General features: G+C 46.0%; 14 protein-coding genes. 6 read left to right on the top strand and 8 right to left on the bottom strand.

The window, feature by feature from the left end; genetic code table 11:
• Positions 1-47 precede the first annotated feature (47 nt).
• Positions 48-1,049, bottom strand: a complete 1,002-nt coding sequence (locus BIW15_RS02755) for an arginine deiminase-related protein (protein ID WP_077280518.1) — start codon at positions 1,047-1,049, stop codon at positions 48-50.
• A gap of 403 nt (positions 1,050-1,452) precedes the next feature.
• Here BIW15_RS02755 and BIW15_RS02750 point away from each other — a divergent pair, with 403 nt between their 5' ends.
• Positions 1,453-3,303 (top strand): ABC transporter ATP-binding protein, encoded by a 1,851-nt coding sequence (locus BIW15_RS02750; protein WP_077280517.1) that lies wholly within the window; start codon positions 1,453-1,455, stop codon positions 3,301-3,303.
• Between the two features lie 596 nt (positions 3,304-3,899).
• On the top strand, positions 3,900-4,607 hold the full coding sequence (locus BIW15_RS02745) for a DUF445 domain-containing protein (RefSeq protein WP_005484721.1): 708 nt from the start codon (positions 3,900-3,902) through the stop codon (positions 4,605-4,607).
• Positions 4,608-4,687: 80 nt separating this feature from the next.
• Here the strand turns inward: BIW15_RS02745 and BIW15_RS02740 are convergent, their stop codons facing one another.
• Entirely contained in the window at positions 4,688-5,164 is a 477-nt protein-coding gene (locus BIW15_RS02740; protein ID WP_005465952.1) for an Lrp/AsnC family transcriptional regulator, read from the bottom strand.
• Between the two features lie 322 nt (positions 5,165-5,486).
• Between BIW15_RS02740 and BIW15_RS02735 the strand changes: the two genes are divergently transcribed.
• Positions 5,487-5,654 (top strand): hypothetical protein, encoded by a 168-nt coding sequence (locus BIW15_RS02735; protein WP_005466428.1) that lies wholly within the window; start codon positions 5,487-5,489, stop codon positions 5,652-5,654.
• A gap of 7 nt (positions 5,655-5,661) precedes the next feature.
• Here BIW15_RS02735 and BIW15_RS02730 read toward each other — a convergent pair whose 3' ends face one another.
• Positions 5,662-5,910, bottom strand: coding sequence for a hypothetical protein (locus BIW15_RS02730; protein ID WP_011106558.1), 249 nt, complete (start codon positions 5,908-5,910; stop codon positions 5,662-5,664).
• A gap of 360 nt (positions 5,911-6,270) precedes the next feature.
• On the opposite strand from BIW15_RS02730, the gene BIW15_RS02725 reads away from it, so the two are divergent.
• Together BIW15_RS02725 and BIW15_RS02720 are read left to right on the top strand one after the other, a co-directional pair.
• Positions 6,271-6,804: a GNAT family N-acetyltransferase gene (locus BIW15_RS02725; protein WP_025788617.1), complete on the top strand. Its 534-nt coding sequence runs from the start codon at positions 6,271-6,273 to the stop codon at positions 6,802-6,804.
• 18 nt (positions 6,805-6,822) lie between these two features.
• Positions 6,823-7,257 carry a hypothetical protein gene (locus tag BIW15_RS02720; protein WP_077280516.1) on the top strand — a complete coding sequence of 145 codons (435 nt, stop codon included), beginning with the start codon at positions 6,823-6,825 and terminating at the stop codon, positions 7,255-7,257.
• A gap of 88 nt (positions 7,258-7,345) precedes the next feature.
• Here the strand turns inward: BIW15_RS02720 and BIW15_RS02715 are convergent, their stop codons facing one another.
• Entirely contained in the window at positions 7,346-7,585 is a 240-nt protein-coding gene (locus tag BIW15_RS02715; protein ID WP_005466432.1) for an RNA-binding protein, read from the bottom strand.
• Between the two features lie 148 nt (positions 7,586-7,733).
• Between BIW15_RS02715 and BIW15_RS02710 the strand changes: the two genes are divergently transcribed.
• Complete coding sequence (locus BIW15_RS02710) at positions 7,734-8,264, top strand: GNAT family N-acetyltransferase (protein WP_005477406.1); 531 nt, start codon at positions 7,734-7,736, stop codon at positions 8,262-8,264.
• Positions 8,265-8,339: 75 nt separating this feature from the next.
• On the opposite strand, the gene putP is transcribed toward BIW15_RS02710, so the two are convergent.
• The 4 genes from putP to BIW15_RS02690 form a co-directional block, all read right to left on the bottom strand.
• Positions 8,340-9,833 (bottom strand): sodium/proline symporter PutP, encoded by a 1,494-nt coding sequence (gene putP, locus BIW15_RS02705; protein WP_005484781.1) that lies wholly within the window; start codon positions 9,831-9,833, stop codon positions 8,340-8,342.
• 136 nt (positions 9,834-9,969) lie between these two features.
• Entirely contained in the window at positions 9,970-10,677 is a 708-nt protein-coding gene (locus tag BIW15_RS02700) for a 1-pyrroline-5-carboxylate dehydrogenase (RefSeq protein ID WP_077280515.1), read from the bottom strand.
• 11 nt (positions 10,678-10,688) lie between these two features.
• The gene (gene putA / locus BIW15_RS02695; protein WP_025521473.1) at positions 10,689-13,820 is read right to left on the bottom strand and encodes a bifunctional proline dehydrogenase/L-glutamate gamma-semialdehyde dehydrogenase PutA; all 3,132 of its coding nucleotides are present in this window, start codon (positions 13,818-13,820) and stop codon (positions 10,689-10,691) included.
• Positions 13,821-14,207: 387 nt separating this feature from the next.
• Positions 14,208-15,020 carry an AraC family transcriptional regulator gene (locus BIW15_RS02690; RefSeq protein ID WP_005468852.1) on the bottom strand — a complete coding sequence of 271 codons (813 nt, stop codon included), beginning with the start codon at positions 15,018-15,020 and terminating at the stop codon, positions 14,208-14,210.
• Between the last annotated feature and the right edge of the window lie 199 nt (positions 15,021-15,219).

The following is a 15,219-nucleotide window of genomic DNA, read 5'->3' as shown; positions in this document are numbered from 1 at the left end:
ACGCTTCGTCAGCACTTCACTGCGGCTGACAAAAAATGTGTAGTTTGTTAAAGCACAGCTTTGCGACTCGGTAAGAACACTTCACCCAACATGCAACGTACAGAACCACCACCAATAGATTCTATGGTGGAAACGTCGAATGGCAGCAATTTACCGTGTGTCGCCAATTGGTTTCTTTGTGCTGGTGAGAATGCATCGTACGCCGATTGAGACATCGCAATCACCTTGTCGCCGTTGATGGTTTCCAGTTGCAGAATATTGCCACAGAACTGGTTCATCTGATCAAGCGAAGTTGAGATAACTTGTTTATCTTTTGCCAGAGACTTCAAAACAAAACGACGCTCAAATTCTGGGATCACTTCATCACAAATTACGCAGAACTGCTCACCCACAGCCATCATCACGTTGGTATGGTAAATCGGCGAACCTGATGGCAACCGGGTTTGGAATGAAATCACGCGCTCATAACCAATGCGATTCGCGTAATCTTCCAACACTAGGCGATCACAACGCTGTGACAACGCGGCATAAACGGTTTTGTTTAGATGATCAAAAACCATCACCCCAGTGCTTTCTAGGTACGCGTGCTCTCCTAGGTAATCCGTTAGACTGCTTTGCTGATGAACTTCACGTCCTGCAGCGGCTAGCGCGGCAATTAACGCTTCTGGGCGCACCTCATGCTGACGGTTTTCACACGCCATTGGGAAGGTATAAAGCGTGCCGTCTGGTGTCGTGCTAAACCAATTGTTTGGAAATACCGCATCTGGCGTCGCAACATCAGAAACTGGATAGTCAAATTCCACCACTTGCACCCCTTCTTGGCGTAACGTGGCAACCATTGCCGAAAATTCAGCCATGGTTTTTTGCGATACTTCTTTCTGGCTCAATGACACCTGATGCTGAAACTCATTGTCTTGCGCCGTTTCTTCATTAAAACGAAATTCTTTAGGTGGCACCATCACTACGCAGTTTGCGGTTTGGCGCAGAGCACTTTGTGTGCTTTCTTCTTTCCCATCAGCAAATTGGGGTACTGATTCGTGTAATAGCATCCAATATATTCCTTATCTCTAGAATGGAGAGATTGTAAATTTATTGTTAACTTCAGTTTTGCTGTTTTCGTGATTATTTCCATTCTCTAAAAGTAATTTTTCCTGCAATTAGACAGCGAAACACGATTTTTTATTGTCACTTTGCTGGTTTACGCTTTTGTGGCTCGGACATGACAAATCCAATAAATGGGATATTTCAATTCAGTTCATAACCAACTAGTTACATTTAAAAGGCGATCGGTTAGACTATTTTTTCGCCCCTCTCACAAACTCGTCTGCTTTTCTGGCTAGCGGACAACGATATTTCTTACCACCTATCTCGGTGCGCACTGCCATGTCCAAGCAGTGTAAATCGATGGATTCAGTAGACCGAGATGGCATTGTTTTAACTTTAGGATGAGTTATGTTTAAACGATTTGAAGGCCTCACAGAGCCGTTTCCCAAATCTACGCCCGATCAGCCCCCTTCAGGGATTTTTGCCTTTCTACGCCATTACACCCGAGGGTATGAAAAGCCACTGATCATCATGTCACTGATGTCGACGATTGTTGCCATCGTTGAAGTCATGCTGTTTGGTGCAATGGGCCAACTGGTAGACTGGCTTTCCACCAGCAATCCAGAAACCTTTTTGCAAGATAACCGAGCGGATCTGATTTTTTACGGCGTCTTACTTCTGGTTGTAATGCCACTTTTGGTTGTTATCTACTCTTTGCTGGTGCATCAAACCTTGTTGGGTAACTACCCAATGTCCATTCGCTGGCTTGCTCACCGTTATCTGCTCAATCAGAGTCTGAACTTCTATCAAGATGATTTTGCAGGGCGCGTTGCAACCAAAGTGATGCAAACCTCTCTCGCAGTACGTGAAACGGTCATGAAGAGCATGGACGTGTTTGTCTACGTGACGGTTTACTTCACCAGTATGGTCGTGATGTTAGCAGCTGCAGATTGGCGTTTAATGATTCCAATGATTGTCTGGCTTTTGGTTTACATCGCGATTCAGATTTACTTTGTACCGAAACTGAAAGATGTGGCCTCTGAGCAAGCCGATGCGCGCTCAACCATGACAGGCCGTATTGTCGACAGCTACACCAACATCCAAACCGTGAAGCTGTTTTCACATAGCCAACGAGAAACCCAATATGCCGAACAAGGCATGAAAGGATTTCTCAACACGGTTTATCGCCAAATGCGCTTGGTAACAGGCTTTGACGTGGCGGTTGAAATTTCCAACTACATCTTGGTGTTTTCCGTCGCGGCTTTGTCGATTTATCTGTGGTTAGACAGCGCGATTAGCGTCGGTGCCATTGCTATTGCGGTCAGCCTAGCACTGCGCGTTAACGGCATGTCGATGTGGATCATGTGGGAAGTAGGAGCCCTGTTTGAAAACATGGGTACTGTCGTGGATGGCATGAAAACACTGTCCAAACCTATCGATATCCAAGACAAACCGAATGCGAAAGACTTGGTCGTATCTCAAGGTGGCATTCAGTTCGATAACGTCAGCTTTCATTACGGTGAAAACAAAGGCGTCATCAACCATCTGAATCTCGACATCAAACCTTGCGAAAAAGTCGGCTTGGTTGGGCGCTCTGGCGCAGGCAAATCCACGTTGGTGAACTTGCTGTTACGCTTCCATGATGTGGAAGAAGGCAGCATTAAGATTGACGGTCAAAACATTGCTGACGTCACGCAAGATTCGTTGCGCTCGAAAATTGGTATGGTGACACAGGATACGTCTCTTTTGCACCGTTCAATAAGAGATAACATCTTGTACGGCAACCCAACCGCCTCAGAAGAGGAACTGCTTAAAGCGACGAAACAAGCGCACGCTCACGAGTTCATCGAAACACTGACAGACCCATTTGGCAATGTCGGCTACGATGCGCAAGTTGGCGAACGAGGCGTGAAGTTGTCTGGTGGTCAGCGTCAACGTATCGCTATTTCTCGTGTGTTATTGAAAGACGCGCCGCTGTTGGTACTGGATGAAGCAACTTCAGCTCTGGACTCAGAAGTCGAAGCGGCTATCCAAGAAAGCTTGAACGAGCTCATGCAAGGCAAAACCGTGATTGCAATAGCACACCGATTGTCGACCATCGCCCAGATGGATCGCTTAATCGTTCTCGACAAAGGTAACGTCGTAGAGCAAGGCTCGCACCAAGAGCTGATCGCTCATAACGGCATCTACGCACAACTTTGGGCACACCAAACTGGCGGTTTTCTTGGTGAAGAACTAGACAATCAGCAAGCCTCTTAACACCGCTTCATCCCTTTAAAAACGGCGCTTAAAGCGCCGTTTTTTATTCTCGAATTACATGAGCACTGAACTGACGAACTCACTCATTCTCATTTATGAAACACCAACAATGATAAAGATCACACTTTTTCTGCTAATATAGCGCCTCGTTGCGTATCTATTGCAATGGACACAATGCAGAGTACCTAGCTGAATTCATTTATCGTTTCACTTTTTGATAAGCAGCTATACTCAATAGATGGCTTAGTTATTAAATTAACAATAAGGTAATTAGCTTATGTGTAAATGTGGTTCAATGCAGATCGTACAAGTAAAACCTAGTTGGGCTGACAAGCTATTCGGCTATTCAGAAAGATGGAAATGCCAACTTTGTTGTAAGATCTACCGCATCTAAAAATTAAAAAAATAGAATCTTAGTTTTTCTAAGAAAAAGCAGTGGCCCGACAATGATTGTCGGGTTTTGTTTTTCTAAAGCCTCAATTATCTCCCTACGCTTCCACGCAAACCAATCTGCTCAACACCTAGCATCTCAATGTGACTTAGGTATAGAATCTGGCCCACTTATTTCTTCCTCTATTCATACATAACTGGTCACTATGAACAAAAGTTTGCTAACGAATCTGCTCGCCATCGCTTTGATGGGCGCGGGCCATCAATTTCAGAACGACTATCTTTGGTATGCAGGTCTCTTTGCCTTCTCTGGCGCCATCACTAACTGGCTTGCCATCCACATGCTGTTTGAAAAAGTGCCGGGTTTGTACGGTTCTGGTGTGATTCCCGCACGGTTTGAAGAATTCAAACTGGCGATCAAAAATTTGATGATGGAACAGTTCTTTACCGAAGCGAACATCGACCGATTCTTGAATAAAGAAATGGCGGGCGGTGTGAACATCGATCTTCAACCTGTGATTGAGAAAGTGGATCTAAACCCAGCCTTTGACTCACTAGTAGAAGTCATTGAGGGCTCCCAGTTTGGCGGCATGCTAGCGATGTTTGGTGGTGCGGAAGCTCTACAGCCGATGCGACAACCTTTCGTCGAAAAGATGCAAGTGTCCATCATCGAACTGAGCAAGAGCGACAGCATTAAAGAAGCTTTGAAAGAGCAGTTTGAATCACCAGCCATGATGGATGAGATTAAGCAGAACATCGAAGGCATCATCGACCAACGCCTTAGCGAGTTAACGCCGGCATTGGTTAAAGAAATGGTGCAAAAAATGATTAAAGAACACCTAGGCTGGCTAGTAGTTTGGGGTGGCGTATTCGGTGGTTTGATTGGTGTTATTAGCACCTTTATCGGCGCATAATCCTTCACTGAACATCGAGAGACCTATCGAAAAAGGAGCCCGTTGGCTCCTTTTTTATGTCCTGTACCACGACAAGTGCTTTAGCCTAATAGCTCCGGATTCACACCAAATCCCGTTTTGTGCTCTTCTATCACCACTTCACTTCGCGTCTGAATAACACCCGGTAGCGTGCCTAGCTTACTCGACATGAACTCTTGATACGCTTTCATGTTCTTCACTCGGACTTTAATCATGGTGTCGAAGTCACCAGAGAGCGAATAACACTCTTCGATTTCTGGCATCAATTCCACCGCTTTGGCAAACTTTTCAAAAATCGAGAAGCTGGTTTGATCCAAACGAATATGAATGAACACCTGAACATCCAATCCTAATTTTTCAGCATTCAACTCTGCATGATAGCCATTGATATAGCCTTCTTTCTCAAGCCTTTTGACGCGATCTGAGCACGGCGACGTGGTTAAGTTAATCTGCTTCGCCAGTTCGACGACGGGAATTCGCCCGCGTGAATGAAGCACTCTCAAAATATGCAGATCAATCCTGTCTAATTGGTAGCTCATCAACACATCCTTGTAACAACTCAGGGAGCTTTACATTAATCGTTACCGTTATGTTTGCAAACTAACAAATGAACAACGTGTGAATTCCGCTTAGTTTTAACGTTTGCTTAGCACAAAAAGCCATCATCAACCTAAAAACACATCCTAGTTGTTAACATAGGTTTATAAATAACAAAGGTACTCACACGGCTTTTATAAGAGAAAAATCGGTGTGAATGAAAAAGTGAAACGATGAACTTTGCAGAGAATAAAGTGAGCTATAAACAGAAGAAATGAGCCAAATAGTAAGGCAATAATAGGAAAAATTATTGAGGAAAAAGCAATGTTAACCTTACAACTGGCGTACAAACCGTTTGGTGTTGGCGAATGGACATACACCACGGTTTCTCACGAAGTCGCTAAGTTTTTAGCACGTGAATACGCATCTTATGGCTGGCCAGTGATGATCGACGGATCGCCCTACTCCAACGAAGAGCCTTTAGCAGCGTAACGTTAAACTACAGAGCGGCCGATACGTGTCTTGCCGGGTGAGGTACCACTTCACCGATCGCTCGGTGGTTACAGCAACGACAAAAATACTGTGGTTCCATCTCGTAATAGTGCTCACCTGAGACAAACTTCGCCATCAGTTGCGTGAAACTCACCACCTTACCGGTTAACGTGTCAACGGATTGAGGCTCACAACGCTTCATGATCACCTTATGTTGCGTTGATTTTCTACACGCTGAGCAATATATATCCGGCATCTCTCTTCTCCCTGAATTTTTGTGTGCTACTGACAATTGACATATTTTGTTCAAAATAATTCCACAATAAAAAAGCCCCTTTACTTTTTTGTGCCCTATCTTCAAAAAATCCTACTAAAGTATGAAAAAACTGAGACCTTGGTCAGACCTCAACTTTTATACCACTTATATGAAAAACAGCACTTATGTGTGTAATAATACGATACATCACACATAAGCTATTGTTAGGGCTTATTATTTAGTAAGGCGCGTGACAACTTTACAGTTGGCTAGGTCGAGCTTTCGTAACGCTTTGTTATCTCGATTTACCCCGCAAACCAGTTGCTAGCAATAACAGCCGTCTCATCAAGGAAGAAATGCATGACGATACAACCGACTCTCACTACCGAAAGACTCGTCCTCCGGCCATTCCATATCGGTGACTGCCAACAAGTGGCTTTACTCGCTGGAGATAAGCGAATTGCCGACATGACAGCAAACATCCCACATCCTTATGAGCTACCGATGGCGCAAGCATGGATAGATAGGCACGCTCCGATGTATCAGCAGCATCAAGGCGTGGCATACGCGATTACCTTACGAAACACCGGGGAGTTACTTGGTGCGGTGAGTTTACCGCGTATCGAAGAGGGGTACGGAACATTAGGCTACTGGGTTGGCGTGCCACATTGGGGAAAAGGCTATGCATTCGAGGCCTCCAAAGCCTTACTCGAATTTGCTCGAATTCACTTTGAGTTAAACGGAATAACCGTGATGCATTTGGTGGACAATCTCCGTTCTAAATCGGTGATCCAAAAACTAAAGATCCCTTACGTCGGTGACAAAACATTGCGCATGCAAGGCAAAGAACGAAAGGTTTGTGTCTACCAACTCACGTTCGTCGCTTCTGAATAAAGTCGAGGGATATGTCGGATGATCATCCATGAAACTTCACAAAATCTGCCCAAGAACAACCCTTTCTTGCTGGGAACGGTATCGTTGTCGCTGTTCTATTTTTCCTACCTAGCAGACAAGCTCGTCGAGTTTGGACTCTTGGCACTCACAATAGTCGGATTGAAACTGCTCTCAACGTACTTCACGCGCCGCGCGTTCAATCCTAAAACGCTATATATCGATGCAAGCACTAGCGCCTTGAAGTACAGCCAGGGCTCAACGGTTTACTTCCGTCTACCTCTTGATGACATTGTCAGAGTCCAAATACAGAAAGAGTCCTTCTCCAGCCAAAGTTTGATGATCTACACAGTCAACGACTCTTACCAAGTGCCGAATTCTGACAATTTCGATTCTCTGCAGTTAAAGGATTTAATGAAAAAACTTGAAAAGAGGCTTGATGATCAATGTCGTTAAAGCAAAAAAGAAGATATTCCAGAAGTTTCCAATTTGGTCTCTAAATAGAAAGACAAAAAAGCCAGCAATTACGCTGGCTTCCTCTGTGTTAGTCTTGTGCGACTTTCACGCGAATTTTGCTTTTTTCTACGTTCGTCAAATTCAGTGCTTCAAGAGCAGAAATTGCTTCTGCTTCGTCCGGCATGATGACAAAACCGAAGCCTTTCGACAAACCCGTTTCTTGATCAAGCACTAGCGAACACAGTTCTACTTTGCCGTACGCTGAGAATAATTTGCGGATATCTTGCTCGGTCATGTGACGAGCCAAGTTTCTTACTAAAAGTTTCATAATGAACCTAGTTGGTTTGATAACGGTTCGATTCTCTCAGTTTCTCTCTGGCAAACCAAGTGAATAATATGACGGCGGTGACTAGATCATTCTAAGTACATCTGTTTAAATGATTTTCCGTTCATTTTTCACCCATAGGATAGCCAGCATGGAAACGAAACGTCTCAAACTCATCCCCGCTTGTTTAGAACGAGCCGAAGAGGCGCATCAAGCTGTCGTTCGCAGCCAAAAGACTCTCGAAGTCTATCTGCCGTGGGTGCCTCATGTGCTGACATTAGAAGCGATGATAGAAGGGACAGAGAAAGCCATCGCAAACTTTGAAAACTTCGAAGAAGAGCTGCGTTACTACATCATTGAAAAGGAAAGCGATCGCTTACTGGGTGCGGTCGGCTTGATGATTCGAGATCCCGACGTGCCATCCTTTGAGATAGGTTATTGGTTAGATGATGCTGCCGTTGGCAATGGTTATGTTGCCGAGGCTGTGCTCGAAGTTGAGCGCTATGCGTTTGATGATTTGGGTGCCAAGAGAATCGCAATTCATGCTGATAGCACCAACCAAAAGAGCCGTGCTGTCGCCGAGCGCTGTGGTTATGAGTTCGAAGGCGAACTCAGAAACGAACGTCTTACCACATCGGGAGAGCTGAGTAACACCGTGATTTACTCAAAAATCCGCGAATAAGTCGCTTAGCTAAACCGATTTAAACACAATAAAAAAGCCCGCGATATTCGCGGGCTTTTGTCATCTTTGCAGCGGTTAGTCTAGATCAACCAACTTCTGCTTGTACTCTTGGTGTTGGTCTAGAACTTCTTGACCTGCACCGCCAGTCATCTTGCTAACCAACACGATAGCCAGTGTTGAGAAGATGATGCCCGGTACGATTTCGTAAACGTCGAACCAACCGCCAGTTAGCTGTTTCCAAACTACGATGGTCACACCACCCACTAGGATGCCCGCTAGTGCGCCGTTACGGTTCATACCGCTCCAGTACAGACTAAGTACTACTGCAGGGCCAAATGCCGCGCCGAAGCCCGCCCAAGCGTAAGATACAAGGCCTAGCACAGAACTGTCTGGTGTCATTGCTAGGAACAATGCAATCAAAGAAATCACGATAACGCCCACACGGCCAATCATCACCACTTCTTCTGAAGATGCATCAGGTTTGATCACTTGCTTGTAGAAGTCTTCTGCTAGTGCAGACGAAGATACCAGAAGCTGTGAATCCGCTGTACTCATTACTGCCGCTAGGATTGCTGCTAGTAGGATACCAGCAACCACTGGGTGGAATACGGTGTTCACAAGCAACATAAAGATTTTCTCACCATCTTCTAGTTGCGTGCCTGGATGGCCAGTCACCCATACCAGACCAACTAGACCCACTAGCATTGCACCTGCCATTGAAAGCGCAGTCCAACCCACAGCGATACGACGCGCTGTAGTTAGGTCCTTGTTTGAACGTGATGCTTTGAAACGCGCTAGGATGTGTGGCTGACCAAAGTAGCCAAGACCCCATGCCGCTAGCGAGATAATCGCGATAGCTGACAGAGGCTCACCTTTCACATCGTTCCACAACGTCAGTAGTTCTGGGTTGATGTTGTGCATGTCTGAAGACAGTTGGCCAAAACCACCGTCCATAACAGCAATCGGAACGATCATCAGTGCTGCTGCCATCAATAGGCCTTGCACTAAGTCAGTCCAAGATACCGCTAAGAAACCACCGAACAGCGTGTAAGAAACCACACAAACTGTACCAATAACTACTGCAATGCTGTAATCAAGGCCGAATACGGTTTCAAACAGTTTGCCCCCTGCAACCAAACCTGAGCTGGTGTAGAAAAGGAAGAATAGAAGAATGAAAAACGCAGAGATGGTCTGAATCAGTTTTGATTTGTCGTTGAAACGACGTGACAGGAACTCTGGCAATGTTAACGCGTCAGTTTGGATGCTGTAAGTACGCAGGCGTTTTGCACTGATGAACCAGTTAGCCCATGTACCAGCAAGTAGACCGCCTGCTAGCCAAAATGCCTCGATACCTGCTGCATACGCGTAACCTGGCAAACCTAGTAGCAGCCAGCCACTCATGTCTGATGCACCTGCAGATAATGCAGCAGGCCACGGACCTAGGCTACGGCCACCTAGGAAGTAGTCAGATGAATTGGAAGTCCTCTTATACGCGTAAACGCCAATGGCAACCATAATTATTAAATACGCCACAAAAGTGGACGTGATAGCAAAGCTATTTTCTATCATTTGATAGTCCTCGTTATAATTATTTCCTTCCTTGTCTTCTCTGACATTTTGCCATCGCAGCAATACGTCAAAGCAAGAGACACCAATCTGAACAAGCTCTCAGGCTGGTTATTTCAAATTGGTGTCACAAGTCAGGTTAGTGAGTTTCGTTCCCCAACTCGAGTAGAGTCGCGTTACCACCCACCGCTGTAATATTTATCGTTCGAGTACGCTCAGTAATAAAGCGCAACGAGAGATGCGGATCGTGAGCCAGTTTTGGTGACTCCAAATCCGTTTCAGAAACTAAGCCAACGATAGCACCATCGCGCTTAGCCAATTGAAGATTGAGCGCATGCTCAACCTGAGAATGCCCAACATAACCCACACTACGTACATCGCTTTCTAGCAACGGGGCAGACGCATCGTACGCAACTACTTGGACTAAGTTAGATGGGAAGTTTGTTGACGATACCGCTTGCTCAACCAGTCGGTTTAGCTCGGCATTGTCGCTGCAAATCACAACACTGTTACCTGCGATGAGGGCACTGGTGATCATTGCAAAAGTACTGTACAGCGCGTTTTCAGTGTTTTCGATGTTGTTTTCACAAATCACCAAAGCCACACCACGACCAGCCGCGTACAGCTCGTTAGTTTCCCCCGTAGGGCCCACTAACTGATGAGGTTCTGCAAGCAGTGCAGACGCTTGTTGCAAGTGGTAAGACACTACTTTTGCCACAACAGCATTCTGTCCTTCTAGTGCAGGTTTTAATGCCAACACATGTTCGCATTTGTAATCAAAATCGGTCAGATTCCACTGCTCCCAAGCAGAGAATGCATCTTTAAAATATGTGATCTGATGAACCATAATGCGACTCCTTATGCGTTCTCTGCTTGAGCAAGAAGATGTTGAGTAAAGCGGTACAAGTAGTGAGGACCACCAGCTTTTGGACCTGTACCAGACAAGCCTTGACCACCAAATGGCTGAACGCCAACAACCGCACCAACTTGATCTCGGTTGATGTAGCAGTTACCCACGCGAGCGTGTTTTTCAATCCAGCGGTAAGTGGTTTCATTACGGCTGTGGATACCCATAGTCAGACCAAAACCAGTTTGGTTGATCTGCTCAACAACGTTTGGCAGTTCAGACGCTTTAAAGCGAACGATGTGAAGAATCGGACCAAATTGCTCTTCTTTCAAAACATCAATGCCTGAGATTTCAAACGCACTTGGTGCAACAAAATCGCCGTATTGACACGCTTCTTCCAGTTGCAGCTGCGCAACTTTCTTCTGCGTGCTGCTCATCTGTTCTAGGTGAGCAAGGAGTTTTTGCTTCGCATTGCGGTCAATAACCGGACCCACATCGGTTTTGTGCAAGTAAGGCAAACCAACGTGTAGCTCTTTCATCGCGCCTTGGATAAGGGTGATGATGCGGTCCGCAACGTCTTCTTGTACAAACAGCACACGAAGCGCAGAACAGCGTTGACCCGCCGATGCAAACGCAGAGCGAATCACATCACGAACCACCTGCTCTGGCAGTGCAGTACTGTCGACGATCATGGCGTTTTGGCCGCCAGTCTCCGCGATAAACGGTACTGGCTTCGCGGTACGCTCTGCTAACGTTACGTTGATGCGCTGTGCCGTTGCCGTAGAGCCCGTAAATGCGACACCTGCGATGGCGTCGTGAGAGGTTAGTGCATGACCAATCTCACCACCGCGACCAGGAAGTAATTGAATTACGCCAGCTGGGAAGCCAGCTTCCAGCATCAAATCAATCGCGCGAGCAGCAATCAAGCTGGTTTGTTCAGCCGGTTTAGCAACCACAGTGTTACCCGCAACAAGCGCCGCGGTTACTTGACCAAGGAAAATCGCCAGAGGGAAGTTCCAAGGGCTAATACAAACGAACACACCAAGACCTTCACGGCTTGAAATGCGTTTCACACCATCGAAACCTTCCAGTTCAAATGGTTGTAGGTTTTGTGCTTGTTTTGCGTAGTAACGACAGAAATCAACCGCTTCACGAACTTCATCAATGCTGTCGTGAATGGTTTTACCCGCTTCTTGATGACAAATCGCCACCAACTCCGCCAAGTTTGCTTCCATCAGGTCAGCAAGTGTTTCTAAACACTTCGCTTTTTGCTCAATCGCAGTGCCTTTCCATTCTGGGAATGCCGCTTGCGCCGCCTCAATCGCAGCGGAAACATGATCAAGAGTTGCAAAAGCGACTTGACCCACTTCAACACGACGATCGTAAGGCGCGGTAATGATCTCAGCGAGGTTTTCCTTGATCATGCTTTCGGCAAAACGCTCACCGTTGATCACAGGGCCCGCAATCCACTTATTGTTTAGGAAGCTTTCAACTTGCGCTTCAAATGGTTTGGCTTCGCTTTCGATATCGATGTTGACGCCGTAAGAGTTTTTACGCTCAGGGAAAATACCTGAAGGCATTGGGATCTTATCGTTATTCAGCGTCGCAAAACTGGTTAGCGCATCCACAGGGTGATGTGTCAGTTCAGAAATTGGGCAACGCGCGTCAACCAAACGGTGTACAAACGAGCTGTTTGCGCCATTTTCTAGCAGACGACGAACAAGGTAAGGCAGTAGATCCGCGTGGCTACCAACTGGAGCGTAAATACGAACAGGTTGGCCGTATTTCTCCATCACATGGTTGTAGAGTGAATCTCCCATGCCGTGTAGGCGTTGGAATTCAAAATCCTTATGCTGCGCCATCACTGCAATCGCAGTAACTGTGTGCGCATTGTGGCTGGCAAACTGCGGGAAGATATTGCCACGTACGCCTTCGCTTAATAGGAAACGCGCACATGCAAGGTAAGCAACATCGGTCGCTTCTTTGCGTGTGTACACTGGGTAGTTGTCGTAGCCCGCTTGTTGTGACCATTTGATTTCGCTATCCCAGTACGCGCCTTTTACCAAGCGAAGTGGGATCAAGTCACCTTGCTCTTTCGCAAGGGCATTGAGCCAAACCAATACTGGTAGAGCACGCTTCGAGTACGCTTGCACAACAAGACCAAACTTGCCCCAACCTTTCACGAGGTCACTGCGGTAAATCTTCTCGAACAGCTTTAGAGACAGCTCAAGGCGATCAGCTTCTTCTGCATCAATCGTGATCGCAACGTCGACTTCAATCGCGCGTTTTAGTAGTTGCATGAGCGTTTCGTACAGCTCAGTCATAACACGCTCTTCGTTCGCCACTTCGTAGCGAGGGTGCAATGCTGAAAGCTTGATAGAAACCGAAGGCGCAGGGCTAGTGTCGTTACCGTAAGTCTCGCGCCCCACCGCTTCGATCGCCATTAGGTAATCTTTGAAGTATTTGTTTGCATCCGCTGTTGTTAGCGCCGCTTCACCCAACATATCAAATGAGTAAGTGAAACCTTTGTCGCGCATCGGGCGACCATTTTTCTGTGCTTCTTCAATCGTGCGGCCGCGAACAAACTGGTGACCCATGATCTTCATTGCCTGATACATGGCTTTACGAATCACAGGTTCAGAGAATTTGTTAACCAGACGGTTTACAGCCTGACTTGGGCTCTGGGTGCCTTGCTCACCAAGACCGACCACTTTACCTGTCAGCATTAGGCCCCATGTTGACGCGTTAACGAAAACAGAGTCTGAGTTTTTCAGGTGAGATTTCCAGTCCGCAACGCTTAACTTGTCTTTAATCAGCGCGTCTGCGGTTGCCGCATCCGGGATTCGCATTAACGCTTCTGCAAGACACATCAGCAAGATACCTTCTTGAGTATCGAGACTGTATTCCAGCAAAAGTGCATCAATCATCTGGATTGACTTCTTATCGGCACGAATGGCTTCAATAAGTTTGGTCGTTTGGTTAGTGATCGCCGATTTTTCTTCCGTTGTCGGCGTCGCTAGTGGCAATAATTGCTCTAGCCATTGAGACTCGTCCACCATATACAATGGCGAGATCAGTGACCACAACTTATCAAGCGGCTGCCCGATAAATTCCGGTGTCAACACGTTCGTAGCTGTAAACATGTGTGTTCCTCAATCTCACTCCTCGAAAACCGCTTCGAGGATCATCAATGGCTGGCAGTGTATTTTGAGGCCGATAATAATACTTGTCAAAAACTACGATATTTTTGCCAAAAACTCGCTTTTATAACAAAACATCCACATAGTCACATTCAAATAGATAATATTTTGTGTTGTAAATTTTAATTTTTGCATTTTAATCACAACAAAATGTTAGGAATATCAATAAGATTATTCTTATAGCAACACCTTCTTTTGAGCATTGGAGGCCACAACGCTCAATAAACCGTCAATTTGGCCTTAAATCTATAAAATTGAGAAATAGATCACAGGTAAAAAAGTACAAAAAAACCATGCATAGAGCATGGTTTTGTCTTTTTCTGGGTAAATTTACCCAACCTGTTTCTTATACTGAGAGGGAGAAAGTCCCTGCAATCGAGTGAAGGTATGAGTAAAAGTGCTTTGACTTGAGAAGCCGGTAAACTCGGCGATTTGCCCTAAAGAGAGGTGACCTTGCTCGATTAGCTCACGAGCCATATCAATGCGCTTACCTAATACGTATTGATGCGGAGTAATCCCCATCTGATCTTTAAACAAGCTGTGGAATTGGCTTTCACCCAAGAAAACGCGCCCCGCAAGCTGAGCTACGCTGATCTTATGGCTGAGATGTTGTTCGATGTAGCGGTCTATTGCTTCTAGATCAAAGCGCGAATCTTTGCGGCTGGTTTCAAATGCAGAGATATGGCGCTGCATCAATGCAATCACGGTGTCATTACACGCGCGACTAAGCAGCAGATCGTCAGGATGGTTACGCATTTCCTGTACCAGCATCTGAATCAGCTTCTGAATTTGACCATCGAGTTGAAAGTAAAGGTGGGAACGTTCTAGGTTATTGATCTTCTGAAGCATCTCAGGGTCATCATTGGTAGGCTTCGGCATATTCAGCACTAAAATATCCGACTGATGAATCACGCCGCCGAAAGCATGATCAGAGCATGCTGTTACCACACAACCTTGCCCAGGACCGACTAAATTACCCTGCCCACGGACTTCGAATTCCGCTTGACCTTTCAACCCAATCACGATCTGCGTGTAAGCATGATCATGGCAATCCATATAAGATGGCAATGTGATCAGTTCTGCTGGTTTTGGCAGCATACTTTCTTTATATGGTGGGGCTTTCGGGTTATCTGAGTCACTCATTTCACACGGTCATCTTAAGCGTTCGGCTTACATCGAGGCATGATATACCTTCTCGGTTGCCTTGCAAATCTCCACGGAGCCAATCGCGCAAGATCAAACCAACAAGATCAACTCCAACCACATGATCATAGTTCCGGAACGATGATCATGCGAGATTAACTTACGGTCAATGTACAACCAACTTTCTTAACAAAAACGG

The sequence above is a fragment of the Vibrio sp. SALL6 genome (assembly GCF_002002385.1).
Classification (GTDB): domain Bacteria; phylum Pseudomonadota; class Gammaproteobacteria; order Enterobacterales; family Vibrionaceae; genus Vibrio; species Vibrio parahaemolyticus.
Note: the sequence above shows the minus strand (reverse complement) of the source record. Positions and strands in the feature narration are given on the sequence as shown.